The following is a 25091-nucleotide window of genomic DNA, read 5'->3' as shown; positions in this document are numbered from 1 at the left end:
CCTTTTCCGCAACATTAATTCAGAGCATGAATAAATTTGTGCGTGACTGCACAAATTTAAGCTTAAGGAATTGTCTCATTGCGGATGGGTATTTAGGCTCTAACACGTTTGGCATTTTTTATAACGACATTGTCGTTAAGGACAACAAGGGAAAATAAACAGCATGGTCAAATCTCAGCCGATTTTGAGATACATCTTGCGGGTAGCCCCCGCGATTGCAGTAGCGGTTCTGCTTTCCGCGTGTAGTTCAACAAGTACCGCCAGGAATATGCATTCTGAGACGCATGCTGTGGGTAGTGGCGATTTATCATCACTGCAAGCCTCTCAGGATGAATTTGAAACGATGGTCCGTAACCTGGACGTGAAGTCCCGTTTAATGGATCAGTATGCCAGCTGGAAAGGCGTGCGTTACCGCCTCGGCGGCAGCACCCGTAAAGGTATCGACTGCTCAGCGTTTGTGCAGCGCACCTTCCGCGAACAATTTGGTCTGGAACTGCCGCGTTCAACCTCTGAACAGCAGGAAACCGGAAAATCGATTTCCCGTACCCAGCTGCGTACTGGCGATCTGGTTCTGTTCCGCGCCGGCTCTACCGGCCGCCACGTCGGGATCTATCTCGGCAACAACCAGTTCGTTCACGCCTCCACCAGCAGCGGGGTGACCATCTCCAGCATGGATGAACCGTACTGGAAAAAGCGCTACAACGAAGCGCGTCGAGTTCTGAGCCGCTCGTAAACTGTCCTCTACCGCCGCCGGTTATCCCTTGGCTGGAGGCGGGATAAAAAAACACTGCCCCGGCAGTGTTTTTTTTTGCCACCTGATTCTGAACGCCGCAAAATAAGCTATGTCTTTTAAGTGGGAATGAGAAAAACGACGACCGACAAACCGTTGATGGGATTCAATAACACGGAAAGACTATAGCTATGCTTACTCGCTACTTTTCACCCCAGCGTAAAATCTGGTTAACCAGCCTGTGCGTGGGGATTATCGTCGCGCTGCTGGCCGGCTGCATTCAGTTTATGGTGATTTACCATAACCGGGTAGAGCGTTTCGACGCCATTCTCAACAACGTTGACACTTACCTGAAAAGCTATTTTCACGATCTCCGTGAAACCATTGATGGCCTGCAGCCGCTGGTGGATCAGCCCTGCGAGAATATCGACTCCGGACTCACCTCCCATGCCGCTTTCAGCCCCAACGTTCGCGCGTTTCTGCTGGTTAAAAACGGCGTCGTCTTTTGCTCCTCGGCGACAGGGGCCATGAATACGCCCCTTACTCAGCTTATCCCGGCGATCGATATTCGCAAACCCGTTGATATGGCGATTTTGCCGGGTACGCCGATGATGCCGAAAAGCGCAGCGCTGGCGTTATGGGTCAGCAAACCCGATGATGCAAACAGCGGCATTTTCGTATCGATCAACGCCAATCTCACGCCGTACATCCTCTATTCCGCACGACAAAATGATTTCAGCGGTATTGCGCTGGCCATCGGTCACACCGCCATCTCCACCTTCAGTAATCGGCTGGTGGATCCGCAAACCCTGCATAACGAACCGATCCGCCAGGTACAGATCGACGGTTTACCGCTGAAGGTCTACCTGTATGCCAACAGCTGGCTGGCGGAAAATACACAGTTTGCCCTGTTGCTCGGGGTAGTGTGCGGCCTGCTGGCGGGGTTGCTCTGTTATTACGTGCTGACGATCAAATCCGATCCGCGAAAATCGATACTGCTGGGGATCAAAAATAACCAGTTCTACGTCGTCTATCAGCCGGTCGTGAATGCCCAGACCCTGCGTATCAGCGGCGTGGAGGTGCTCATGCGCTGGCGCCATCCGGTGGTGGGTGAAATCCCGCCCGACGTCTTTATTAATCTGGCGGAAACCCAGCAGATGATCGTGCCGCTGACCCATCACCTGCTGGCGCTGATCGCCAGCGATGGTCAAGTGCTTAAACGGATCCTGCCGCGCGGCGTCAAGCTGGGGCTGAATATTTCCCCTGCCCATCTGCAGGCTGACAGCTTCCGCGACGATATGCTGCGCTTTGCCGCCGCGCTGCCCGCCGACCATTTTCACGTGGTGCTGGAGGTGACCGAGCGGGCCATGATTGATAAAGAAAAATCGATCGCTAACTTCGCCTGGCTCCACCAGCAGGGTTTTGAAATCGCGATAGATGATTTTGGTACCGGGCATAGCGCGCTGATTTATCTCGAACGCTATAACTTCGATTATCTGAAGATCGATCGCGGCTTTGTGCAGGCGATTGGCACCGAAACCGTGACCTCGCCGGTGCTGGATGCGGTACTGACCCTCAGCCGCCGGCTGAAATTAATGACCGTCGCTGAAGGAGTGGAGACCCAGGAACAGGCGGAGTGGCTTCGTGCCCAGGGCGTCAATTTCCTGCAAGGGTACTGGATAAGCCGTCCGCTATCGCTGGAGGCGCTGGTCGCCGCGCATGATGAACCTGCGAATTATTTCACAACGCGCTAAGTCTCACATATGATGCGGGAACAGAGGTCGGCTATGGGGGCCGACCGTGACAAGGTATTCTGCCGCCTATGTATGCGCGCCTCTTTTTAATTCTGCTTGCTCTGTTTAGCCTTAGCGCTAAGGCGCAAACAATAAAAGAAAGCGTCGCCTTTGCGATTATCGGTGAACCCAAATACGCCGCCAGCTTCAGCCATTTTGATTATGTCAATCCTGAGGCGCCGAAAGGCGGCACCCTCACCCTGGCGGCGATCGGCACCTTTGATAACTTCAACCGCTACGCACTGCGCGGCAATCCCGCCGTGCGCACTGAGGCGCTCTACGATACCCTGTTCACCACCTCGGATGATGAGCCCGGCAGCTACTACCCGCTGATTGCCGAGCGGGCGCGCTATGCCGAGGACTATTCCTGGATGGAGATCGCTCTCAACCCGCACGCCCGCTTCCATGACGGCACGCCAATCACCGCCCAGGACGTTGCATTTACCTTCAACAAGTTTATGACCGAAGGGGTGCCACAGTTCCGCTTGTTTTATAAAGGCACCACCGTTAAGGCCATCGCCCCGTTGACCGTACGAATCGACCTCGGCCAGCCCGGCAAAGAGAACATGCTGAGTCTGCTGAGCCTGCCGGTGATGCCTGAGTCGTTCTGGCGCCAGCACAAACTCAGCGACCCGCTGTCGAAGCCGCCGCTGGCCAGCGGGCCATACCGCATCAGCGCCTGGCGAATGGGGCAATACATTATCTATTCACGCGTCGCCGACTACTGGGCGGCCGACCTGCCGGTCAACCGGGGTCGCTGGAATTTCGATACGCTGCGCTATGACTATTATCTCGACGACAATGTCGCTTTCGAAGCCTTTAAAGCGGGAGCCGTCGATCGCCGGGAAGAGACCGTCGCCAAAAACTGGGCTACCCGCTACGTCGGTCGCAACTTCAGCCGCGGCTACATTATTAAAGATGAGCATACAAATACCTCGGCGCAGGATACCCAGTGGCTGGCGTTCAATATTCAGCGCCCGGTTTTTGCCGATCGCCGGGTGCGGGAGGCCATTACCCTGGCGTTCGATTTTGAATGGATGAACAAGGCGCTGTTTTACAGCGCCTATCAGCGCGCCAACAGCTATTTCCAGAACACCGAATATGCCGCCCGCAGCCTGCCCGACGCCGCCGAGCTGGCCCTGCTGACGCCGATGAAAAACGAACTGCCCCCGGAGGTCTTCAGCCAGGTTTACCAGCCGCCGGTCTCCCGTGGCGATGGCTTCGACCGCGACAACTTACTCAAAGCCGACGCCCTGCTCAATGCGGCGGGTTGGACGGTAAAAAACCAGCGCCGGGTCAACGCCGCCACCGGCAAGCCGCTGCGCTTTGAACTGCTGATGCCAGCCGGTGGCAATGACCGCTGGGTGCTGCCGTTTCAGCACAACCTGCAGCGCCTGGGGATCGTCATGGATATTCGTCAGGTTGATAACTCGCAGTACAGCAACCGTCGCCGCAGCCGTGATTACGACATGATGCCGAGCCTGTGGCGTGCCATGCCCTGGCCCGGCACCGACCTGCAAATCTCCTGGGCCTCAGACTATATTCACTCCAGCTATAACGCACCGGGGGTGCAAAGCCCGGTAGTGGATAAGCTGATTGCGCAGATCCTGCAGTGGCAGGGCAATAAGCAGAAACTGATCCCCCTCGGTCGGGCGCTGGACCGCGTGCTCACCTGGAATAACTACATGCTGCCGATGTGGTATATGGCGCAGGACCGCACCGCGTGGTGGAATAAGTTCTCTTTCCCCGAGACCCGCCCCATTTATTCCTCCGGGCTCGATACCTGGTGGTACGACGTGAACAAAGCGGCCACCCTCCCCGCGGACAGACGTTAAGGACATCCCATGGGCAGCTACCTGATCCGCCGTTTGCTGTTAGTGATCCCCACCCTGTGGGCCATCATCACCATTAACTTTTTTATTGTGCAAATCGCACCCGGCGGCCCGGTCGATCAGGCCATCGCCGCCATCGAATTTGGTCAGCACGGCGGGATGCCGGGTGCCGGCGACGGCGGGATGGGCGCCAGCCATGCCCGAACCGGCGCAGGGAACATCAGCGAGGGGCACTATCGCGGTGGGCGGGGCCTTGATCCGGAAGTCATCGCCGAGATCACCCACCGCTACGGCTTTGACAAGCCGCTGCACGAGCGTTACCTGAAGATGCTGGGCGATTATCTGCGCTTTGATTTTGGCGACAGCCTGTTTCGCAGCGCCTCAGTACTGCAGCTGATTAAAGACAGCCTGCCGGTCTCGGTGAGCCTCGGACTGTGGAGTACGCTGATTATCTACCTGGTTTCCATTCCGCTGGGTATTCGCAAAGCGGTCAGCAACGGCAGCCGCTTTGACATCTGGAGCAGCACGCTGATTATTATTGGCTATGCGATCCCCGCCTTTCTGTTCGCCATCCTGCTGATCGTGATTTTTGCCGGCGGCAGCTATTTCGACCTCTTCCCGCTGCGCGGTCTGGTCTCACCGAACTTCGACACCCTTCCCTGGTATCAGAAGATCCTCGATTACCTGTGGCACATCACCCTGCCGGTGCTGGCGACGGTGATCGGCGGCTTTGCCGCCCTGACCATGCTGACCAAAAACAGCTTCCTCGATGAGATCCGCAAACAGTATGTGGTCACCGCCCGCGCCAAAGGCGTCGGTGAGAAACAGATCCTCTGGGGACATGTGTTCCGCAACGCCATGCTGCTGGTGATCGCCGGCTTCCCGGCCACCTTTATTAGTATGTTCTTTACCGGTTCGCTGCTGATCGAAGTGATGTTCTCGCTGAACGGCCTGGGTCTGCTGGGCTATGAAGCGACGGTCTCCCGCGACTATCCGGTGATGTTCGGCACGCTCTATATTTTCACTCTGATTGGCCTGCTGCTGAATATCGTCAGCGATATCAGCTATACGCTGGTCGACCCGCGCATTGATTTTGAGGGCCGCTAATGTCTTTCTTCAGTCCCGTTAATCAGGCCCGCTGGGCGCGCTTTCGTCACAACCGTCGCGGCTACTGGTCGCTGTGGCTGTTTTTAATTCTCTTCTTCTGCAGCCTCGGCGCCGAGCTGCTGGCCAACGATCGCCCGCTGCTGGTGCAGTACCGGGGCCAGCTGTATGTTCCGGTGTTAAAAAACTACACCGAGCAAACCTTTGGCGGCGCGTTCGCTACCGCCGCCGACTATCAGGATCCCTGGCTGCAGCACCAGCTGTCCACCCACGGCTGGGCGCTATGGCCGCCGGTGCGCTTCGGCGCCACGACGATTAATTTTGCCAGCACCGTCCCCTTTCCATCACCGCCCTCGGCCAGCAACTGGCTTGGCACCGACGCCAACGGCGGCGATGTGCTGGCGCGGATCCTCTATGGTACGCGCATCTCGGTGCTCTTCGGTCTGCTGCTGACGCTGTTCTCCAGCGTGCTGGGAGTGCTGGCCGGGGCGATACAGGGTTACTATGGCGGCAAAATCGACCTCTGGGGCCAGCGCTTTATCGAAGTCTGGTCCGGGATGCCGACCCTGTTTCTGATCATCCTGCTCTCCAGCGTCGTGCAGCCGGGCTTCTGGTGGTTGCTGGCGATCACCGTCCTTTTTGGCTGGATGACGCTGGTGGGCGTGGTGCGCGCTGAATTTCTTCGCACCCGCAACTACGACTACATCCGGGCGGCGCAGGCGCTAGGGGTCAGCGACCGGCAGATCATCCTGCGGCATATGTTGCCTAACGCAATGGTGGCGACCCTCACCTTCCTGCCTTTTATCCTGTGCAGCTCCATTACCACCCTGACGTCGCTGGATTTTCTCGGCTTCGGTCTGCCGCTCGGCTCCCCCTCTCTCGGGGAGCTGCTGCTGCAGGGAAAAAACAACCTGCAGGCGCCCTGGCTGGGCATTGCCGCGTTTCTCTCCGTCGCCGTACTGCTGACGCTACTGATTTTTATTGGTGAAGCGGTTCGCGACGCCTTTGACCCGAGTAAGGCGGTGTAATATGACCCACCCGCTATTAGCTATCGACAATCTCTCTATTGCCTTTCGCCAGCAGGGCGAGACGCAGACCGTGGTGCACAATCTGTCGCTCGAGGTGGCAGTTGGTGAGACGCTGGCGCTGGTGGGCGAATCCGGCTCAGGAAAAAGCATCTCCGCGCTGTCGGTGCTGCGACTGCTCCCCACCCCGCCGGCCAGCTACCCCAGCGGCGATATCCGCTTTCATGGCCAGTCGCTGCTGCATGCGGATGAGTCGACCCTGCGCGGCGTGCGCGGCAACCGGATCGCGATGATCTTTCAGGAGCCAATGGTGTCGCTCAACCCCCTGCATACCCTGGAAAAACAGCTCTATGAGGTGCTGTCGTTACACCGGGGAATGCGCAAAGAGGCGGCGCGCGGGGAGATCCTCGACTGCCTGGAGCGCGTCGGGATCCGTCAGGCGCCGCGGCGTCTGGCGGACTATCCGCATCAGCTCTCCGGCGGCGAGCGCCAGCGGGTGATGATCGCCATGGCGCTGCTGACGCGCCCGGAGTTGCTGATCGCCGACGAACCGACCACCGCCCTGGACGTGTCAGTGCAGGCGCAGATCCTGCAGCTGCTGCGCGAGCTAAAGCGGGAGCTGAACATGGGGTTGCTGTTTATCACCCATAACCTGAGCATTGTCCGTCAGCTGGCTGACCGGGTAGCGGTGATGCAGAACGGCTGCTGTGTGGAACAAAATGACTGTCGGGCGCTGTTCAGCGCGCCGGCGCATCCCTACACCCAACGCCTGCTGGATAGCGAACCAGACGGTGAGCCGGTGCCGCTGGCCGTCGATGCCCCGGTGCTGCTACAGGCGGACGATTTAAACGTGGCATTTCCTGTTCGCAAAGGGATCCTGCGCCGGGTGGTCGATCACCATCGGGTGGTCAACAGCCTCAGTTTTCAGCTACGCGCCGGCGAGACGCTGGGGCTGGTGGGCGAATCGGGATCGGGAAAAAGCACCACCGGTCTGGCGCTGCTGCGCCTGATCTCATCCGAGGGCAGGATAACCTTTGCCGGCCAGCCGATTCAGGGGCGTAACCGCCGACAGCTGCTGCCGCTGCGCCGACAAATGCAGGTGGTTTTTCAGGATCCGAACTCGTCGCTCAATCCGCGCCTGACGGCGCAGCAGATCATTGAGGAAGGCTTGCGCGTCCACCAGCCGACGCTGACGGCAGCCGAACGCGAACAGGCAGTGATCCTCGCCATGCAGGAGGTCGGCCTCGATCCGGCCAGCCGCCAGCGCTACCCGGCAGCCTTCTCCGGTGGCCAGCGCCAGCGTATCGCCATCGCCAGAGCGTTGATCGTCAAGCCGCAGCTGCTCGTCCTCGACGAGCCGACCTCATCACTGGATAAAACCGTTCAGGCGCAGATCCTGCACCTGCTGAAAGCGTTACAGCAAAAGCATCAGCTGGCCTATATTTTTATCAGTCATGATTTACGCGTAGTGCGGGCGCTGTGTCATCAGGTGATGGTGCTGCGTCAGGGAGAGGTGGTTGAACAGGGCGAGTGCCAGTCCGTCTTCAGCGCACCCCGGCACGAATATACCCGCCAGCTGCTGGCGCTGAGCTGACGGTCAGAAGGGGTTGTTGCCGGAGAAGGGCTCGGCGATGGCCACGCCAAAATTTTTCAGACGACAGGTGGCGGCGAACTCATCCTGCAGGTTAACGAACAGGCACGGTTCGCCTTCGCACTCAAGGACTGAACAGTCGACTTCGATGTCGCTTAACGCCTGGCTGAGCTTATGCATAACCGGCCAGGCTTTCTCACCGTCCGGACTCAGCAACTTCAGGGCAACGAGACTGTTCTCGTTCTGAGCGCCGTTTTGCGGAATCGGTTCAACTCTGGAACCCGCAAAACCGGCCAGCCAGCGATAGCTCTGCGGCAGACGGTGTACGATAGAGAGTTGTTGTGTATTCACGTGGTTTCCCCGGAAGCAAAAGGCTTCACAATAAATTTACATCAATATTAACACACTGTTGACAAATAGTCCTGCCTTGACGCAGAAAACGTTTACAGCCGCGGCGGGCCAGGGCTAAGCACTTATAATCCAGCGCGTTATTTTTATACCCGGCGAGCCGATTGGCGCTATATGTACCCGTTTCTGTGATCCAAAACAACTTTTTTATCGCAACAATGCGACTTTTTACACTAATTGATTTTACATAAAGGAAACAAATCGCAGAACCCTGAAGCTCATTCTGGTTGACATGTATCAAGAAAGGGGCGATTTCGCCCCTGAAAATGTGACCTAGTGTGCGATTTTTCGCCGACGGGAAGCGTAAAGCGAGAAGAAAATAGAACAGGTTGCGCAGAAGGCAATAGAGATCAGCATTGGCCAGGCGGTGGTAAACGTCGCCATCGACAGCAGCGCACCAATGATCGCCCCGATACCAAAACGAAACGTTCCGGCCAGTGACGAAGCGGTGCCGGCCATATGCGGAAACTCATCGAGGATCACCGCCATGGCGTTAGACGACACCATCGATACGCAGCCGACAAAGGCCGCCACGCCGATCACCAGCGACCAGAAGCCGACGTCCAGCAGCGCGCAAACCACCATCCATACCGCCATGGCAAACTGGATCCACAGCCCGGCCCGGAACATGCGCAACGCCCCCACCCGCCGCACAAACCGGCTGTTGAACATGGTCATCAGGAACAGGAAAACAATGTTCAGCGCAAAATAGTAGCCAAAGTGCTGAGGCGCGACGTGGTTAATATTGATGTAAACAAAAGGCCCGGCGCTGAGAAACGAGAACATCCCCGCGAAGCTAAAACCGCTCGCCAGCATATAGCTCAGAACCCGCTTGTGACGGAACAGAGTGGCAAAATTACCCAGCGTGGTGCGCAGATGGAACGGCTGACGCCTGTCAGCTGGCAGCGTTTCGCGGATAAACAGGCCGATCATCAGCGAGGCCAGCAGGGCCACCAGCGCGAGGATCCAGAAGATGGCATGCCAGCTAAACCAGACCAGCACCGCCCCGCCAACCATCGGCGCCACCAGCGGCGCAATGGTCGTCACCAGCATGACAAACGACATCATCCGTGAAAACTCATCTTTCGGATAGATATCGCGCATAAGGGCGTTGATCACCACGCTGGCGGCCGCGGCCGCCAGACCGTGGAAGAAACGCATGACAATGAGCATATCGATGGTCTGCGAAAGGGCGCAGGCCACCGCCGCCGCGGCGAACACCAGCGTCCCGCCGAGGATCACCGGCTTGCGACCAAGGCTGTCTGCCATCGGCCCGTACAGCAGCTGACCCAGCGCAAAGCCCAGGATATAGGTGCTGAGCGTCATCTGCGCGCTGCCGTCCGGGACGTTGTACTGGGCGGCGATCACCGGCAGCGCCGGAAGATACATATCGATCGACAGCGGCATCAGCATGGCCAGCAGGCCGAGGATAAACACAATTCCCAGAGAAGAATTCTGCTTCACTGTCACGTTTTACTCCGTGCCTGCGGGGCGCCTACGCTGGCGATTTCCGTTTCCGTCAGCGGACGATATTCACCCGGCGCCAGCGCGTCATCCAGCAGGATATCGCCGATGCGCTCCCGGTGCAGGCCAACCACATGGTTGCCCACGGCGGCGAACATGCGTTTCACCTGATGGTAGCGCCCTTCGCTGATGGTCAGGCGCACTTCGGTCGGGGTGATCACTTCCAGCACTGCCGGCTTAGTGAGATCTTTTTCATTGTGCAACTGGACGCCTTTGGCAAACAGCTCTGCGGTCCCTTCCGCCAGCGGGCTTTCCAGCTCCACCAGGTAGGTTTTTTCACAATGGTGGCGCGGCGAGGTAATGCGGTGCGACCACTGGCCGTCATCGGTCATCAGCACCAGCCCGGTGGTGTCGATATCCAGGCGCCCGGCGGCGTGCAGCTTGTGCGCCACCGGCTCATCGAGGAAATAAAGGATAGTCGGATGATCGGGATCGTCGGTGGAACAGACGTAACCCTGCGGCTTGTTCAGCATAAAATAACGGGGGCCGTTCTGCTGGGTCAGCGTATTGCCATCATATTCCACCTCGTGCTCTGGCTGGAGCTTAAAAGAGGCATCTTTCACAATGTCGCCGTCCACGGTAACACGGCTGCCGCGGATTTCACGCCCGGCAATAGCCCGGCTGACGCCAAGCTGCTGAGCGATAAACTTATCAAGTCGCATGAATTTTTTTAGCCTGTAATAGTGCTGGAGCGGGCAACTCGCCCGAAAAAGAAGAATTTCACTGGCTAGTATAACGGGCTCTTAACACCACTCAAGGGAAAAGATTCATGGCATACTATTCGCGAGTTAATTAGCCCCGTGAATTCATGACTTTTACATTACGCCCCTACCAACAAGAAGCCGTCGATGCCACCCTCGCCTGGTTTCGTCGCCATACCGAGCCGGCGGCCATTGTCCTGCCCACCGGCGCGGGCAAAAGCCTGGTGATTGCCGAGCTTGCCCGGCTGGCACGCGGCCGCGTGCTGGTGCTGGCCCACGTCAAAGAGCTGGTGGCGCAGAACCATGCGAAATACTGCGCCCTTGGCCTCGAGGCGGATATCTTTGCCGCTGGTCTGCAGCGTAAAGAGAGCCACGGCAAAGTGGTGTTCGGCAGCGTGCAGTCGGTGGCGCGCAACCTCGATCAGTTTCACAGTGAATTTTCGCTGCTCATCGTCGATGAATGCCACCGTATCAGCGATGACGACGACAGCCAGTATCAACAGATCATAAGCCACCTGCGGCAGGTGAATCCTCAGCTCCGGCTGCTCGGCCTGACGGCTACCCCGTTCCGCCTCGGCAAGGGTTGGATCTATCAGTTTCACTACCACGGCATGGTACGTGGCGATGAGAAAGCACTGTTTCGCGACTGCATCTATGAGCTGCCGCTGCGCTATATGATTAAGCACGGCTACCTGACGCCACCGGAACGCCTTGATATGCCGGTGGTGCAGTACGATTTCAGCCGTCTGCAGGCGCAAAGCAACGGCCTGTTCAGCGAAGCCGATCTTAACCACGAACTGAAAAAACAGCAGCGCATAACACCGCATATCGTCAGCCAGATCGTGGAGTTCGCCGAAAGCCGTAAAGGGGTGATGATCTTCGCCGCCACCGTGGAACACGCCCGGGAAGTAACCGGTCTGCTGCCGGCGGCGCAAGCCGCGCTGATCACCGGGGAAACGCCTGGACCAGAGCGGGATCGCATTATCGAGGCGTTTAAAGCGCAGGAGTATCGCTATCTGGTGAACGTCGCGGTGTTGACTACCGGCTTCGACGCCCCGCACGTTGACCTGATCGCCATCCTCCGCCCCACCGAGTCGGTGAGTCTTTACCAACAGATCGTTGGCCGCGGCCTGCGCCTGGCGCCGGGCAAAACCGACTGCCTGATCCTCGACTACGCCGGCAACCCGCATGACCTGTACGCCCCGGAAGTGGGGACGCCGAAGGGGAAAAGCGACAACGTGCCGGTGCAGGTCTTCTGCCCGGCCTGTGGTTTCGCCAACACCTTCTGGGGCAAAACCACCGCCGACGGCACCTTGATTGAGCATTTTGGCCGCCGCTGCCAGGGCTGGTTTGAAGATGATGACGGCCACCGCGAACAGTGCGACTTCCGCTTTCGCTTCAAAAACTGCCCGCAGTGCAACGCGGAAAACGATATCGCCGCCCGCCGCTGCCGCGAGTGCGACACGATTTTGGTCGACCCGGACGATATGCTGAAGGCGGCGCTGAAGCTAAAGGACGCGCTGGTGCTGCGCTGCAGCGGCATGGCTATGCAGCACGGTAGCGACGAGAAAGGCCCGTGGCTGAAAATCACCTACTATGATGAGGACGGCGCCGACGTGAGTGAGCGCTTCCGTCTGCAAACGCCCGCCCAGCGTACCGCCTTTGAGCAGTTGTTTATCCGCCCGCATACCCGTACGCCGGGCGTGCCGTTACGCTGGATAACCCCGGCGGATATCATTGCCCAGCAGGCGCTGCTGCGCCATCCTGACTTTGTCGTCGCCCGAATGAAGGGGCAATACTGGCAGGTGCGGGAAAAAGTTTTCGATTATCAGGGCCGTTTCCGTCGCGCCAATGAGCTGCGTTAATCCGCCAAAAACTGAGGTTTTGATTGCCGCTGTGCCGATTGGCGGCTATAATGCCGCCCGCTTTTGCATTCGCAAAGCAGATAATCTGCCTGCAGCTGGGTCGCCTGTTGCAGGCTTTATATATAGAGAGACATCAATGTTTACTATCAACGCAGAAGTACGTAAAGAGCAGGGTAAGGGTGCGAGCCGCCGCCTGCGCGCAGCTAACAAGTTCCCGGCAATCATCTACGGTGGCGAAGCTGCTCCGGTTGCTATCGAACTGGATCACGACAAACTGTGGAACATGCAGGATAAAGCTGAATTTTACGGCGAAGTTGTGACCCTCGTTATCGATGGCAAAGAAGAGAAAGTTAAAGTTCAGGCTGTTCAGCGTCACGCGTTCAAGCCGAAACTGACCCACATCGACTTCGTTCGCGCGTAATCGCCGATAGCAAGTTGTATGGCAAACGCCCTGGTGTCTTCTGACCCGGGGCGTTTTGTTATCGGCGCCGCCAAAGTTCCGGCGCCTCGTCCACGAGGTCGCTCAGCATCCGGTGCTTATTCATGCCGGGCAGCCAGAGCATCACCATGGTCACGTTCAGTCCCTGACTGCCGACCTCGGTAGCTATTTCAGCAACCCCCTGCCACTCGCCTGGCCGTAAATGTTCCGGTAAAAACCCCCAGCCCATCCCCTGCTCCATCGCATGGCGCAGCAGCGCGATTTCATTCATATACAGCGTATGGCCGGATATCTGTAGCCGGCGGGCGATCTGATCGTCACTGCGCCGGTGCATCACCAGCTGTGGCGTTAGCGATAAATTCAGCAATGTCAGCGGCCGTGCGGCGTCAGTAAACAATCCTTGCGCGGCGTAAAAACGTAAATCAACGGTGCCCAGCGCCCGCCACTCCATTTCGCTGCCCAGCGTACGATTATTAGCCTGGCAAATGGCCATATCCGCGATGCCCTCGCTCAGCGCCTGCTCGGCTTCGCGCCGCGAGGCGCTCCAGCAGCTTAAACGGATCTGCCGCCGGGCAAGCGTATCAGCCAGCAAACAGAGAAATTCACGCGGCACGAAGGGATCGTACACCAGACGTAACGCCTGCCAGGCCGTTTGCGGCAGCGTTTGCGCAAAAGACTCGAAAGCCTGCGCCTGACGCAACAGCAGGTGTGCCTGGCGAAAAAGCTGCTCGCCTTCGGCGGTTAGCGTCAGGCTACGTCCTTCACGGCTGAACAGCCGGTAGCCCAGCGCATCTTCCAGATAGTCCAGCAGATCGCGAAGCGTGGTCCGGTCTTTAGCTAAACGAATGGCCGCCTGCGACAGGCTGCCAGTTTCGGCGATGGTGGCGAAGGCCTCAATCTGTGCGAAAGAATACTGCAGGGTTTTCATCCCTCTCTCCCTTGCGGGGGAAAATCCCCCCTATGCTGATTTTAGCCTTCGCGAGCCGATTTATATACTGCGCAGCGAAACTATGGCAAACGAGGAAATGAAAATGATAAAAAAACCACTGGCTCTGGCGTTAATTTTGGCGGCGCTGCCGGCGGCGGCGATGGCGCAAAACTGCGGCGACCTGACGCTGGATGTCTGCCCCACCCCTTACGACCAAACGCTACCCGCGGCCAAAGACATGCTCACCTGGGATCAGGCGTCACGCGTCGTTGGCTTTCGTAACGACTATCGCAATTATGCCGGAGACGTCTTCCGCCACGGCGCAGCGGTCCCGCTGGAGCGTGCTGAAAAGCCACTGACCCACGCCAGCTATACCCTCAACGGCCACACCTGGACGCTACAGGATTACCTGAAGCGCGAGAACGTCAGCGGCATGCTGGTGCTGAAAGACGGCAAAGTCGCCTGGAAATACCTTGGCAACGGCAACACCGATACCACGCTGTGGACCTCGCGATCGGTGGGCAAATCGGTCGTCTCAACGCTGGTGGGCATCGCCATTCAACAGGGGAAAATCCACTCCCTCGATGACCTGATTACCGTTTATGAACCCGAACTGAAAGGCACCGCCTGGGACGGCGTAACGCTCAAGCAGCTCATTCAACATACCAGCGGCGTGGACTGGAATGAAGATTACACCAACCTGCAGTCGCACTTTGCCCGCCTGACCCAATGTGAAGCACAGCCCGGCGCCTATGACTGCGTACGTAAAATTGTGTCGACGCTGTCGCGTAAACACCCGGCAGGCGAGCAGTGGTCCTACTCTTCCGGCGGCGCCTGGTTGCTGGGCGATGTGCTGGAACGCGCGACCGGTATGTCGCTGGCCGCCTGGCTTGAGCAGTCGCTGTGGCAGCCTGCGGGTATGGCCCACGATGGCGTATGGCATGCTTATCAGCAAGGGAAGCATGATGTTGGCGCCCACGGCTTTAACGCCACCCTCGAAGACTGGGGCCGCTTTGGCGAGTTTGTCGCCCGCGATGGTCGGTTAAGCAACGGCAAACAGCTGGTGCCCGCTGGCTGGTTCGACCAGGCCGTAAGCTGGACAAAAGCGCTGAACTCGGTTTCAGCAGCGCATCCGCAAGGTATCTACGGCTATCAGTGGTGGAACAACGCCATTCCGGCCAATGCGCAACACGTACAGCCGACGCCGCAGGAAGGACTGCAGGGCTCGCTGTGGGCGCTGGGGATCTATGGCCAGGTGATCATGGTGAACCGCGCGGAACATCTGGTGATCGTCCAGTGGTCGACCTGGCCGCAGGCGGAACCGTCCTTCAACGCCCAGCCGCTGGAAGCGGCGCTGATGTACAGCGCCATTGCCCGCGAATTGCGCTAATCTCCCCTGCTCCTTGCCGCTTAGCTGGCGAGGAGCGTATCGGCATTCAGCGCCAGATGCTGCAACAGCATTATCGTTTTCGCATCCATGATCTCGCCATCGCGAATAGCCTGCAGCGCCCGCGCCAGCGGCCACTCCAGCACTTCAATATCCTCACCTTCTGCCGCCAACCCGCCGCCGTCGCCCCGACGGTCATCGGCCTGATATTCCGCGATAAAAAAGTAGAGCTTCTCGGTCACGGAGCCTGGACTCATAAAGACAGTGAAGACGGGTTCGACCCGCGTCACGCGAAAGCCGGTCTCCTCTTCCGCTTCGGCAACGATCCGCGCCTCCGGCGAGGCGTTATCCAGCAGCCCGGCGGCAGCCTCAATCAGATACCCATCATGACCGTGGGTAAATACCGGAAATCGGAACTGGCGCGTCAGGACCACCGTCCGCTTCTCACGGTTATAGAGTAAAATGACCGCGCCGTTGCCGCGATCATAGGCTTCCCGGCTCTGCTCCTGCCAGCAACCGTCCCGGCGCAGCAGTTCAAAAGTATATTTTTTCAGGGTGTACCAGTTGTCAGAGAGCAGCGTCTCGCGAACGTGGCGGACGTGCGGTGCGTGAGTTTGCATGTTATATCCCCTTTGAGATGACAGCCGGCACCATAACATGCATACTCAGGCACAAACAAGATAATTCGTGAAGGAAAAATCATGCTCGCCAGTCAGAGAAAACAGCAGATCCTCCAGATCCTCACCGAGGAAAAACAGGTGATGTCCGGGGAGCTAAGCCAGCGGTTCAACGTCTCCGAGGACTCCATTCGCCGCGATCTGCGCGAGCTGGCGGCGGAAGGAAAACTGCAGCGGGTCCACGGCGGCGCACTGCCGGTTTCTGCCGCTATTGCGCCTATTGAAACGCGCAAAAGCGTGCAGATCGCCTCCAAGCAGGCAGTCGCCCGCGCCGCCGCCGCGCTGATCCAGCCTGGACAGGTGGTGATTGTCGATGGCGGCACCACTACTGCGGCAATGATCGGCTTTTTACCTGCGGAACTGAACTGTACGGTGGTCACCCACAGCCCTGGCATCGCCGTGGCGCTGGTGGACCACCCGCGAATCGAGGTGATCCTGCTCGGGGGCAAAGTGTTTAAACATTCGGTCGTCGCTGTGGGCGCCGAGACGCTGGCGGGTATGGCGCGGATCAATGCCGATCTGTTCTTTATGGGGGTGACCGGCATCCACCCGCGGGCAGGTTTCACTACCGGTGATTATGAAGAAGCGGGCATCAAACGCGCACTGGCGGCCAGAGCGGCGGAAACCGTGGTGATGGCGTCCCGGGAGAAGCTCAACGCCGCGTCAGCCTTTGCCATCGGCGAACTGAACCTCGCCAGTACGCTTATCGTCGACGGTGAACCCGACGCCGCGCTGCGCCAGCAGCTGGTGCAGTGCGGCGTGGAGATCATCCCCGTTCAGCGATAGCGCCGACAGGGCATGGGGTTTAATTGCCGCCGGACGTCCGGCGCTGCAGCTGGTCGCGCAGGTTCGGCGGGGTGCCCTTAATGGTCAGGGTATCGGTGGCGGGATCCCAGAATACGCGTTCACCTAACAGCATGGCGTCGAAGTTAATGGTCAATCCGCCGCCGCTGCCGGCAAACTTGGTCAGCTGGCGTAAGGTGCTGCGATCCGCCGGGAAGCTCTCTTCCAGCTCATAGCCCTGCGCGGCAGTGAATTCCTGGAAGCTCTTTTCGCTGACGCCGGCGAGCTCTTTGGACAGCGACTCCAGCTCAATCTCTTCCCCGGCCTGCAGCTGTTCGTTACAGTACGCGTAGACCTGCTGACGCACATTCTGTCGCTCGGATTTATCAAGCTGAGCATCGGCGGCGAAGTCATCCACCGCCTGCAGCAGGCCGCGGTTCTGCGCTTTGGCGTTAAGCCCTTCGCTGGCGCCGAGGAAATCCATAAAGAAATCGGCCACTTTGCGCCCTACCCGCCCTTTCAGGAAGGTCAGATAGCGGGTCGACTCCGGGTTGGTTTCCCACTCGGTTAAATCGATGCGCGCGACAATATCAGCATGGTTAATATCCAGGTAATGGGTCGAGCGGATATCCAGCTCCTCGTTGACGCGCATACTGCTCAGGTTATTGAGCACCGCCACCAGCAGATACTCGACCGCCAGGTAACGATACTGGCAGAAGAGGACAATGCCCCCTTCGGCGAACGGGTATTTCGCCAGTTCATCGCGCAGACGACCAGTCGCCGCGCGGCTGAACGCCAGAAACTCTTCTTCCCCCTGACGCTGCAGACGCAGCGCCTGCGCCAGTTCACTCTCTTCATTGAACAGGCCATAGGCTTTGCTTTTGGCGCTATAGACCCGGTGCAGTTCAGCCATCATCTCGACGACCGTCGCATTCGGCTCCAGCAGTGACTCGCGCAGCACCAGCTCCAGATTTTGTTCATCACGTTTGATTAACTGATGCAGGGCAATCTGGTCGATATCCAGACTCATGTTAAACTCTCCTTTTAGACCGGGCGGTATTCAACCACCGCCGGGTTGCCGACGCAACTGGCGCCACACATTTCGACGTTGTTACCGACGATCGGTGCGCTTTTGCGTCGCGGCGAAAAAATGCGGAAAAAAAGCTGCTGCTACGGTAATATGTTGCCCTTTCACGAACAAACAGATTTTGAGTTTATGCCGCAAATTTCCCGCTATAGCGATCAACAGGTCGAACAGTTGCTCAGCGAGCTAACGAACGTCCTGGAATCACACAAAGCCCCGGTTGACCTTTCACTGATGGTGTTAGGCAATATGGTGACCAACCTGATCAACAGTAGCGTCGCGCCGGCGCAGCGTCAGGCCATCGCCCGTTCTTTCGCGCAGGCTTTGCAGTCTTCCATTAACGACGATCCGGCGCATTAAGGATAACAGCAACAGTATATGGTGACTCTACGTCAGCCCTACCGAGAAAAAGTCTCCCAGATGGTCAGCTGGGGGCACTGGTTCGCCCTGTTCAACATGTTGTTGGCCATGGTGCTCGGCAGCCGCTATCTTTTTGTCGCCGACTGGCCGACGACGCTTGCCGGACGGCTTTTTTCGTACGTCAGTCTCGTCGGACACTTCAGCTTCCTGGTGTTTACCAGCTATGTGCTGATCCTCTTCCCGTTGACCTTTATCGTGGTCTCGCAGCGCCTGATGCGCTTCCTGTCGGTGATCCTTGCCACCGCCGGGATGACGCTGCTGCTGATAGATAGCGAGGTCTTCACCCGCTTCCATCTTCACTTAAACCCGGTCGTCTGGGAGCTGGTCATCAACCCTGACCAGAATGAGATGGCGCGCGACTGGCAGCTGATGTTTATCAGCGTCCCGGTCATCTTTTTGATTGAAATGCTCTTCGCCACCTGGAGCTGGCAGAAACTGCGCAGCCTGACGCGCCGCCGTCATTACGCCCGCCCGGTCGCCTGGTTCTTCTTTCTGTCGTTTATCAGCAGCCACCTGGTCTATATCTGGGCGGATGCCAACTTCTATCGCCCGATCACGATGCAGCGGGCGAATCTGCCGCTCTCTTATCCGATGACCGCCCGCCGTTTCCTCGAGAAACATGGCCTGCTCGACGCCCAGGATTATCAACGTCGTCTGGTGGAGCAAGGGGCGCCGGAGGCGGTATCGGTCCAGTATCCGCTCAGCAACCTGCGCTACCGTGATCTCGGCGCGGGCTACAACGTGCTGCTGATCACCGTCGACAACCTGAACTATTCGCGGTTTGAAAAGACCATGCCGGCGCTGGCGGCGTTCGCCAAAGAGAACGTCAATTTTACCCAGCATATGAGTTCGGGTAATACCGCCGACAGCGGCCTGTTTGGCCTGTTCTACGGTATTTCACCAGGCTATATGGACGGTGTCCTCTCGGCGCGTATTCCCGCCGCGTTGATCACCGCCCTCAACCAGCAGGGCTACCAGCTGGGCCTGTTCTCCTCCGATGGGTTTAGCAGCCCGCTCTATCGCCAGGCGCTGCTCTCCGACTTCTCGCTACCGAGCGCGAAGACTCAGAGCGACGAACAGACGGCCAATCAGTGGATCGGCTGGCTGGACCGTTACGCGCAGGATGAGAATCGCTGGTTCTCGTGGATCTCGCTCAACGGCACCACCCTCGACGACACGCAGCAACAGGGCTTTGTCCGCCGTTACAGCAAGGCGGCAGGTGATGTTGACGCCCAAATTGATCGGGTGCTGACCGCGCTACGCGCAGCCGGCAAGCTCGACAACACGGTGGTGATTATCACTGGCGGCCACGGCAAGCCGCTTAACGTCAAACACGACTCGTTCGACTGGTCGCGCGAGCAGTTGCAGGTGCCGCTGGTTATTCACTGGCCGGGCACGCCGGCGCAGGAAATTGCCACGCTGACCGATAACAAAGATGTAATGACCACGCTGATGCAGCGCCTGCTCCACGTTTCGACGCCAGCCAATGAGTACTCGCAGGGTGAAGATCTGTTCAGCGCCGCACGACGTCGGAACTGGGTCACCGCGGCCAACGGCGATACGCTGGCCATTACCACCCCGACCATCACCGTGGTCCTCAACCATAACGGCACCTATACCACCTGGAGCCGCGACGGCGAGAAAATTAAAGATCAGAAACCGCAGCTCAGCCTGTTGCTGCAGGTCCTGACTGACGAAAAACGCTTTATCGCTAACTGATTGATTAATTATGAATCAATCGCGCGCGACCCGCTTGCATTCGCTCGGGGAACGGGTAATATTGTTCCCCACGCGTCGGCACGTAGCGCAGCCTGGTAGCGCACCGTCATGGGGTGTCGGGGGTCGGAGGTTCAAATCCTCTCGTGCCGACCAAATCATTCACCGGTAAGTTTTGTTAACGACCGGTAACCCTACAGAAACCCGCACTCTCTCCGAGTTTGCGGGTTTTTTGTTGCCTGTTTTCCGTCGAATTTAAACGGGATCTTCAGGCATATTCCCCCTGGCATGTCGAATGACCAATGCCTGAACTTGTCCTGCTCCCCGTGGATTAATAGACGACGTTAGCGATCCGGCTGGGCGACCGTTCTCATGCAGCCTTAAGCCGTGCCTTTAAGCGCATCGCCGGAAAAGCGCCGGGTGCTGCACGGCCAGTGGCGGGAAGAAGGGGTTTAGCGCTGTCCCAGTTCACGGGTACGCCTGACCGCCGCCAGTACGCTGCGCTGAAGGCCTGCGGCAAAGTCACTGTTGTTCAGCTCATACAGAGCGTGGATCCCGACTCCCGCCGGTGAATTATTGATATCCAGAAGCTGACGCGGATGCTTCTGGCTTTGGCGCAGCATCTCGACCGCGCCGAGGAGGTTCTCCAGCACCACCTCCGTCGCCTGAGGCCGCGACAGCCCCGCCAGTACGCCGGCATCGGTAAGCGACTCAATAAAGTAGTAAATATAGTTAGGCCCCGCGACGCCAAAACCGGTAAAGACATCGATCAACCGCTCTGGCAAATACAGCACTTTGCCAAAACCGCGCAGAAACGGCTCGATCTCAGCCGCGCTGGCGTGGGCGTTTAAGGTTACGCCGCTATAGCCAAATCCGGTATCGGTCAGGGTATTGGGGATCGTCCTGGCAATCGGCGTTGTCTCACCAAACAGGGAGGCCAGCTTTTCCAGGGTCACTCCCGCGATCAGAGAAACCACCGTCGTCGAGCCGTTTAGCTGGGCGCGCACGCGGCTCGCCACCGCCGCCAGATCGTCCTGCGGACGGATCCCCAGCACCAGCAAAGAGGCCTCGCTTAAGCCACCGTCGCCCGACAACCGATAGCGGGAGTGCAAAGCCTCGATTCGCGCGCTGTCGATATCCTCCAGCGAGATCGCGTCCGCCCGCAGCGTACCGTTGCTTAATGACGCGCGAATAATCGCCTCCGTCATCTGTCCGGCACCAATAAAATGGACCTTTGCCATAGTTTTACTCCTTATTCAAAACGCTATTCGTCGTGACCAACACCGAAGCGCCGGCCTTGTCGCGCCGGGTCGGCAACGCGAATCCCCGTTCCGTCAGTGGGATAAATCCGTCCGTCAACGTCGCCGTCAACCGTGGTGAGCTTTTGCCCGCTCAGTGCCTGAATCGCCGCTTCTGGCTGATTAATAAACTGGTTGCGTGGCCCCCACTTAAGGTTGCCATTCCGCCTCATGCGACTCTGACTGATAAAAACGCAGCCGACAGGCGGCATCACCGCGAGCCAGCGCGGTCTGCACCTCTAAACGCAGCCCCGGAAACGCGTCGGTTAACGCATGATCGCCTTCCATGCAGATATCGCATAGCGTCTCAATTTCGCTGGCGCCCCGCCCCTGCTGCCGCCAGCAGTTAACGTAAGGACAGTAGTGAAACAGGACGATAAATTCAGCCCGGCTGGCGCTAACGGGCTCCATCTCATAAACCTGAGATTCCAGACCGCGGGTAAACAGCCCGGCAAACTCCTGCAAATCCTGGCGATCGCGCATTTGCGCACGCAGCTTATGCCCGATATCGCGGCCATAGTGACGTATGGCTTCACGCGCAAAATCATCCGCGATATGACGTTGTCGGCTTTCGTCCAACAGGTAACCGATGGTAGCCGCGCGTTTTTCAGTAATGGCGCGCAGCGCCAGGGTCACCTCATCGTTTAAGGTGGCGGCGTTATGCGCCGGCTCCGAGCTTATTTGCGTCATGCGTTTATTCCCAGTCGGTATTCACTTTGACGTCGCTGGCGCCCGGCAGGGCATACACATCTTCGGCGTACCATTTCCGTGAGAGCTCAGCGAGCGTGCCGTCTTTTTTCAGGGCAACCAACTGCGCATCAATCGCTTTGATCAACTGCGGGTCGGTATTTTTTTTATACAAATAGACGTTAGGAAACAGGCCGACGGAATCCGAAGCTTTCAGATTGAGATTTAGCGCCTTATTTAACGCCAGTAGCGCACCAATGGGATAAATCGCCGCATCGTATTCCCCGGAAGCGACCGCTTTAAAGATATCGGCGGCGGACTGCTCGCCGTTGGGCTGCAGGTTAATTTGTTGGCCTGGATGTTTTTTGTTGTAGTTTTCAATCACCGTATAACGGGCGTCGGAGGTGTGAATCGGCACCAGCTTTTTCTTACCGCTGGCGAGATCGCCGAGTTGATGAATATCGTTCTCATCGTTACGTACAATCAGGCGTAAATCGCTGATCCCGGTCGGCTCGCCGGAGTGGTCATATTTTTCCGCCCGCTCTTTGGTGAGATAAAAGTGATCCGCCGCAAGGGTATACGCGCCGGTCGACAGGCCGACGATCATCGCGTCGCGCGAGACCGCATTAAAATGAAACGTATAGTCGGTTAACCGCTGGTCCAGCACCTTTAACAGATCGCCATCGTAGCCGGTAATATTGTTGTTATCGTCCACAAAGCTAAAGGGAAAACCGTTAGCGTTAACGACAACCTCAATCGTCTTCGCGTGCGGACTTTTTTCAACCGCCTGTGCGGCGTTAATTCCCATTGCCAACGTCAGCGCACTCACCAGTAAAATTTTATTTTTCAAAATACCTTCCCCAAAATGATAACCGTGGAACACTCTTTTTTACGTTTCCTTGCCAGCGGGCGCGCAGAAACCGTTCTACACTGCGCAATGCTCTGGCAATTGCCAGGCACAGCACGATATAAATCACCAGCACGACGCAATAGGCTTCGACAAAATGAAACCCGCGCGCGGCGGCGATATTGGCTTTCGCCATCAGATCAATAACGGTGATGGTGTAAACCAGCGAGGTGTCTTTAATCAGATCGATCAGCACGCTGGTGAAGTTCGGCAGTGCGGATACTGCCGCCTGCGGAAAAATAATGCGTCGGAACTGCGTGAACCCGCTTAGCCCAATTGACCATGCGGCCTCGCGCTGCCCCTTATCAACCGCGTTCCAGCCTGCGCGAAAGGTTTCGGCGAAATACGCGCTGAAAATCAGCGATAGCGCGGTGACCGCCGCCACCAGTGGCGAGAGTTTATAGTGGTACATATTATCCTGCGGGCCGCCAAACAGCCCGGCGGCTATCCACGGCCAGACGTAAAAAAAGAAATACAGCATCACCAGTACCGGGACCGAACGGCTAAAGGAGAGAAATACCTTCGCCCCCCATTGAACCCCGGGAACCTGACGAATAATCACCCACGCCAGCGCCGCGCCCAGCAGAGTGGAAAAGAGTAAGGACAATAACGTTATCACCAGGGTAACCGGCAGCGCGCTTAAAATAAACGTAAAATTGTCCCGAATGAACGCCAGGCTAAACATGTTAATCTATCACTCCAGCAGGAACTGATACTTCTTTTCAATACGAGTGGTAAAATAGAGAATAATACTATTCAGCACCCAGTAAACGATAATAACACTAATAAACGCCGCAACCTGTTTAGCCCCATAGCTATTTTGCGAAATCTTTTGTGCACGGCCAAAAATATCTACAATACCAATAATATTGACCAGTGAGGTCATCTTCACGAGGTTAATTAAAAGATTACCAAAAACGGGAATGGCAATAATGAGCCCCTGGGGAAAAATAATCCGCAGCATTCCCTTATGCCAGGGAATATTGAGGCTGATGATGGCCTCTTTCTGGCCGGTATCCACCGCACGCCACGCGGAGCGCATCATTTCTGCAAAATAGGGACTGATGCTGACCGAAATAGACAACACCGCAAAGGTGGTATCGCTAATCCATAGCGGCGGCAGCGCCAGCGCAGTCAAAATTAATTTTCCGCCGAAGAAAAACAGCAGGATCAGCAGCGCCAGGGGGGCGCCACGCAGAATGTCGGTATACCCGTTTGCCACCGCGCTGAGCGGCTTAAAGCGACTAAACTGCAGCAGCACAATCAGCAGCGCGATCGTCAAACCAAGCAGCAGCGATGCCAGCGTTATCCCGAGGGTCACGGGTAAATTTTCCAGCAGTTTCGGCAATATTCCGGCGATATCCTGCCAGTTAAAGAGCGGGTTATTGTTCATCATTAGCCTCAGGCATGATAGTGCAGTTGCGCCAGAAACGCCCGGGTTCGCCCCTGCTGTGCTGCGCCAAATATCTGTTCCGCCGGGCCCTGCTCAACGATTTCGCCGTTTTCCATAAATACCACCCGGGAAGCGACCTGGCGGGCGAACGCCATTTCATGGGTCACGATAATCATCGTCTGACCCGCAGCGGCAATCGTCTGAATAAGCTCCAGCACTTCACCAACTTTTTCCGGATCCAGCGCGGAAGTCGGCTCATCCAGCAGCAGAACGGCGGGGTTAATTGCCAGCGCCCGCGCAATCCCGATACGCTGCTTTTGGCCGCCGGAGAGACTGTGCGGATAGCTGTCTTTTTTATGCAATAACCCCACCTGCTTTAAGAGTTGTTCAGCAATATCCTGCGCCTCCTGACGCGGGCGCTTTTGAGCGTAAATCAGGCCTTCGGTAATATTCTGCAGTGCGGTCAGATTATGAAAGAGATTCCACGATTGAAAAACCATGGCGGTTTTCGCCCGTAGCTTTTCAATCTCCTTTTTACCCGCTTTTGCGCAATCCAGCGCCACATCATCTATTCTTATTTGCCCGCTATCGGCAGGCTCCAGGAAATTAAGCGTACGTAATAGCGTGGTTTTCCCTGAGCCGCTGGGGCCAATAATGCAAATAATCTCGCCGGAATGAATACTGAGCGAGACCTCTTTTAGCACTCTTTCACCGGAGAAGCTTTTACTGATCTTATTAATAGTTATCATAATTAAATATTCGTGGATAATTTTTATTTGCCGCACGCCGGCGCTTATTG

The 25091-nt window shown here is 57.3% G+C and carries 24 protein-coding genes and 1 tRNA gene; 13 read left to right on the top strand and 12 right to left on the bottom strand.

Features of this window, described 5'->3' with window-relative positions:
- Positions 1-163: 163 nt before the first annotated feature.
- From mepS to yejF, 6 genes are all read left to right on the top strand, one after another.
- Positions 164-733, top strand: coding sequence for a bifunctional murein DD-endopeptidase/murein LD-carboxypeptidase (gene mepS / locus N438_RS21965; protein WP_004201653.1), 570 nt, complete (start codon positions 164-166; stop codon positions 731-733).
- A 188-nt stretch (positions 734-921) separates the two neighbouring features.
- Complete coding sequence (locus tag N438_RS21960) at positions 922-2484, top strand: cyclic di-GMP phosphodiesterase (protein ID WP_116696511.1); 1563 nt, start codon at positions 922-924, stop codon at positions 2482-2484.
- A gap of 68 nt (positions 2485-2552) precedes the next feature.
- Positions 2553-4358 carry an extracellular solute-binding protein gene (locus N438_RS21955; protein WP_012967543.1) on the top strand — a complete coding sequence of 602 codons (1806 nt, stop codon included), beginning with the start codon at positions 2553-2555 and terminating at the stop codon, positions 4356-4358.
- Between the two features lie 9 nt (positions 4359-4367).
- Positions 4368-5462, top strand: a complete 1095-nt coding sequence (locus tag N438_RS21950) for a microcin C ABC transporter permease YejB (protein ID WP_008804006.1) — start codon at positions 4368-4370, stop codon at positions 5460-5462.
- Positions 5462-6487 carry a microcin C ABC transporter permease gene (locus tag N438_RS21945; protein WP_012967542.1) on the top strand — a complete coding sequence of 342 codons (1026 nt, stop codon included), beginning with the start codon at positions 5462-5464 and terminating at the stop codon, positions 6485-6487. Before N438_RS21950 ends, N438_RS21945 begins: the two co-directional genes overlap by 1 nt.
- A gap of 1 nt (position 6488) precedes the next feature.
- Positions 6489-8078: a microcin C ABC transporter ATP-binding protein YejF gene (gene yejF / locus N438_RS21940; protein ID WP_116696510.1), complete on the top strand. Its 1590-nt coding sequence runs from the start codon at positions 6489-6491 to the stop codon at positions 8076-8078.
- Positions 8079-8081: 3 nt separating this feature from the next.
- On the opposite strand, the gene N438_RS21935 is transcribed toward yejF, so the two are convergent.
- The 3 genes from N438_RS21935 to rsuA form a co-directional block, all read right to left on the bottom strand.
- Positions 8082-8426 carry a YejG family protein gene (locus N438_RS21935; protein WP_002912974.1) on the bottom strand — a complete coding sequence of 115 codons (345 nt, stop codon included), beginning with the start codon at positions 8424-8426 and terminating at the stop codon, positions 8082-8084.
- A 330-nt stretch (positions 8427-8756) separates the two neighbouring features.
- Complete coding sequence (locus tag N438_RS21925) at positions 8757-9953, bottom strand: Bcr/CflA family multidrug efflux MFS transporter (protein ID WP_008804003.1); 1197 nt, start codon at positions 9951-9953, stop codon at positions 8757-8759.
- Complete coding sequence (rsuA, locus tag N438_RS21920) at positions 9950-10669, bottom strand: 16S rRNA pseudouridine(516) synthase RsuA (RefSeq protein WP_008804002.1); 720 nt, start codon at positions 10667-10669, stop codon at positions 9950-9952. Before rsuA ends, N438_RS21925 begins: the two co-directional genes overlap by 4 nt.
- Before the next feature lie 146 nt (positions 10670-10815).
- Here rsuA and N438_RS21915 point away from each other — a divergent pair, with 146 nt between their 5' ends.
- Positions 10816-12573: a DEAD/DEAH box helicase gene (locus N438_RS21915; RefSeq protein ID WP_016161561.1), complete on the top strand. Its 1758-nt coding sequence runs from the start codon at positions 10816-10818 to the stop codon at positions 12571-12573.
- A 136-nt stretch (positions 12574-12709) separates the two neighbouring features.
- The gene (rplY, locus tag N438_RS21910; protein WP_008804000.1) at positions 12710-12994 is read left to right on the top strand and encodes a 50S ribosomal protein L25; all 285 of its coding nucleotides are present in this window, start codon (positions 12710-12712) and stop codon (positions 12992-12994) included.
- Positions 12995-13052: 58 nt separating this feature from the next.
- On the opposite strand, the gene N438_RS21905 is transcribed toward rplY, so the two are convergent.
- Positions 13053-13940 (bottom strand): LysR family transcriptional regulator, encoded by an 888-nt coding sequence (locus tag N438_RS21905; protein ID WP_008803999.1) that lies wholly within the window; start codon positions 13938-13940, stop codon positions 13053-13055.
- Between the two features lie 103 nt (positions 13941-14043).
- On the opposite strand from N438_RS21905, the gene N438_RS21900 reads away from it, so the two are divergent.
- The gene (locus tag N438_RS21900) at positions 14044-15330 is read left to right on the top strand and encodes a serine hydrolase (RefSeq protein WP_116696509.1); all 1287 of its coding nucleotides are present in this window, start codon (positions 14044-14046) and stop codon (positions 15328-15330) included.
- A gap of 20 nt (positions 15331-15350) precedes the next feature.
- Here the strand turns inward: N438_RS21900 and N438_RS21895 are convergent, their stop codons facing one another.
- On the bottom strand, positions 15351-15947 hold the full coding sequence (locus tag N438_RS21895; protein ID WP_016161564.1) for an NUDIX domain-containing protein: 597 nt from the start codon (positions 15945-15947) through the stop codon (positions 15351-15353).
- 81 nt (positions 15948-16028) lie between these two features.
- Between N438_RS21895 and N438_RS21890 the strand changes: the two genes are divergently transcribed.
- On the top strand, positions 16029-16790 hold the full coding sequence (locus tag N438_RS21890; RefSeq protein WP_023323040.1) for a DeoR/GlpR family DNA-binding transcription regulator: 762 nt from the start codon (positions 16029-16031) through the stop codon (positions 16788-16790).
- Positions 16791-16809: 19 nt separating this feature from the next.
- Here N438_RS21890 and yejK read toward each other — a convergent pair whose 3' ends face one another.
- Positions 16810-17817 carry a nucleoid-associated protein YejK gene (yejK, locus tag N438_RS21885; protein ID WP_008803995.1) on the bottom strand — a complete coding sequence of 336 codons (1008 nt, stop codon included), beginning with the start codon at positions 17815-17817 and terminating at the stop codon, positions 16810-16812.
- 186 nt (positions 17818-18003) lie between these two features.
- On the opposite strand from yejK, the gene N438_RS21875 reads away from it, so the two are divergent.
- The 3 genes from N438_RS21875 to N438_RS21865 all read left to right on the top strand — a co-directional run bounded on the left by N438_RS21875 (position 18004) and on the right by N438_RS21865 (position 20163).
- Positions 18004-18231: a YejL family protein gene (locus tag N438_RS21875; protein WP_004195346.1), complete on the top strand. Its 228-nt coding sequence runs from the start codon at positions 18004-18006 to the stop codon at positions 18229-18231.
- 18 nt (positions 18232-18249) lie between these two features.
- Positions 18250-20010: an LPS biosynthesis-modulating metalloenzyme YejM gene (yejM, locus tag N438_RS21870; RefSeq protein ID WP_008803994.1), complete on the top strand. Its 1761-nt coding sequence runs from the start codon at positions 18250-18252 to the stop codon at positions 20008-20010.
- Between the two features lie 76 nt (positions 20011-20086).
- A tRNA-Pro gene (locus tag N438_RS21865) sits at positions 20087-20163 on the top strand.
- Positions 20164-20459: 296 nt separating this feature from the next.
- Here N438_RS21865 and N438_RS21860 read toward each other — a convergent pair.
- From N438_RS21860 to N438_RS21835, 6 genes are all read right to left on the bottom strand, one after another.
- Entirely contained in the window at positions 20460-21248 is a 789-nt protein-coding gene (locus N438_RS21860) for a pyrroline-5-carboxylate reductase dimerization domain-containing protein (protein ID WP_008803993.1), read from the bottom strand.
- A 207-nt stretch (positions 21249-21455) separates the two neighbouring features.
- Complete coding sequence (locus tag N438_RS21855) at positions 21456-21995, bottom strand: L-2-amino-thiazoline-4-carboxylic acid hydrolase (RefSeq protein ID WP_008803992.1); 540 nt, start codon at positions 21993-21995, stop codon at positions 21456-21458.
- A gap of 4 nt (positions 21996-21999) precedes the next feature.
- The gene (locus N438_RS21850; RefSeq protein WP_012967538.1) at positions 22000-22842 is read right to left on the bottom strand and encodes a transporter substrate-binding domain-containing protein; all 843 of its coding nucleotides are present in this window, start codon (positions 22840-22842) and stop codon (positions 22000-22002) included.
- Entirely contained in the window at positions 22832-23584 is a 753-nt protein-coding gene (locus tag N438_RS21845; protein ID WP_012541007.1) for an amino acid ABC transporter permease, read from the bottom strand. The genes N438_RS21850 and N438_RS21845 overlap by 11 nt, the downstream gene beginning before the upstream one ends.
- A gap of 9 nt (positions 23585-23593) precedes the next feature.
- A complete protein-coding gene (locus N438_RS21840) occupies positions 23594-24292 on the bottom strand; it encodes an ABC transporter permease subunit (protein WP_008803989.1) in 699 nt (232 codons plus the stop codon).
- Between the two features lie 8 nt (positions 24293-24300).
- Entirely contained in the window at positions 24301-25041 is a 741-nt protein-coding gene (locus N438_RS21835) for an amino acid ABC transporter ATP-binding protein (protein ID WP_008803988.1), read from the bottom strand.
- Between the last annotated feature and the right edge of the window lie 50 nt (positions 25042-25091).

It is taken from the genome of Klebsiella sp. GL120222-02 (assembly GCF_003097195.1).
GTDB classification, from domain to species: Bacteria; Pseudomonadota; Gammaproteobacteria; order Enterobacterales; family Enterobacteriaceae; genus Klebsiella; species Klebsiella variicola.
Note: the sequence above shows the minus strand (reverse complement) of the source record. Positions and strands in the feature narration are given on the sequence as shown.

Bases quoted from the DNA above. Each gene is read 5' to 3' on its own strand.
- N438_RS21860 (WP_008803993.1), bottom strand. From the start codon at position 21,248: ATGGCAAAGGTCCATTTTATTGGTGCCGGACAGATGACGGAGGCGATT.
- N438_RS21855 (WP_008803992.1), bottom strand. From the start codon at position 21,995: ATGACGCAAATAAGCTCGGAGCCGGCGCATAACGCCGCCACCTTAAAC.
- N438_RS21840 (WP_008803989.1), bottom strand. From the start codon at position 24,292: ATGAACAATAACCCGCTCTTTAACTGGCAGGATATCGCCGGAATATTG.
- yejF (WP_116696510.1), top strand. From the start codon at position 6,489: ATGACCCACCCGCTATTAGCTATCGACAATCTCTCTATTGCCTTTCGC.
- N438_RS21835 (WP_008803988.1), bottom strand. From the start codon at position 25,041: ATGATAACTATTAATAAGATCAGTAAAAGCTTCTCCGGTGAAAGAGTG.
- N438_RS21900 (WP_116696509.1), top strand. From the start codon at position 14,044: ATGATAAAAAAACCACTGGCTCTGGCGTTAATTTTGGCGGCGCTGCCG.
- rsuA (WP_008804002.1), bottom strand. From the start codon at position 10,669: ATGCGACTTGATAAGTTTATCGCTCAGCAGCTTGGCGTCAGCCGGGCT.
- mepS (WP_004201653.1), top strand. From the start codon at position 164: ATGGTCAAATCTCAGCCGATTTTGAGATACATCTTGCGGGTAGCCCCC.
- rplY (WP_008804000.1), top strand. From the start codon at position 12,710: ATGTTTACTATCAACGCAGAAGTACGTAAAGAGCAGGGTAAGGGTGCG.
- N438_RS21960 (WP_116696511.1), top strand. From the start codon at position 922: ATGCTTACTCGCTACTTTTCACCCCAGCGTAAAATCTGGTTAACCAGC.
- N438_RS21955 (WP_012967543.1), top strand. From the start codon at position 2,553: ATGTATGCGCGCCTCTTTTTAATTCTGCTTGCTCTGTTTAGCCTTAGC.
- N438_RS21915 (WP_016161561.1), top strand. From the start codon at position 10,816: ATGACTTTTACATTACGCCCCTACCAACAAGAAGCCGTCGATGCCACC.
- N438_RS21875 (WP_004195346.1), top strand. From the start codon at position 18,004: ATGCCGCAAATTTCCCGCTATAGCGATCAACAGGTCGAACAGTTGCTC.
- yejK (WP_008803995.1), bottom strand. From the start codon at position 17,817: ATGAGTCTGGATATCGACCAGATTGCCCTGCATCAGTTAATCAAACGT.
- N438_RS21890 (WP_023323040.1), top strand. From the start codon at position 16,029: ATGCTCGCCAGTCAGAGAAAACAGCAGATCCTCCAGATCCTCACCGAG.
- yejM (WP_008803994.1), top strand. From the start codon at position 18,250: ATGGTGACTCTACGTCAGCCCTACCGAGAAAAAGTCTCCCAGATGGTC.
- N438_RS21895 (WP_016161564.1), bottom strand. From the start codon at position 15,947: ATGCAAACTCACGCACCGCACGTCCGCCACGTTCGCGAGACGCTGCTC.
- N438_RS21945 (WP_012967542.1), top strand. From the start codon at position 5,462: ATGTCTTTCTTCAGTCCCGTTAATCAGGCCCGCTGGGCGCGCTTTCGT.
- N438_RS21950 (WP_008804006.1), top strand. From the start codon at position 4,368: ATGGGCAGCTACCTGATCCGCCGTTTGCTGTTAGTGATCCCCACCCTG.
- N438_RS21905 (WP_008803999.1), bottom strand. From the start codon at position 13,940: ATGAAAACCCTGCAGTATTCTTTCGCACAGATTGAGGCCTTCGCCACC.
- N438_RS21845 (WP_012541007.1), bottom strand. From the start codon at position 23,584: ATGTTTAGCCTGGCGTTCATTCGGGACAATTTTACGTTTATTTTAAGC.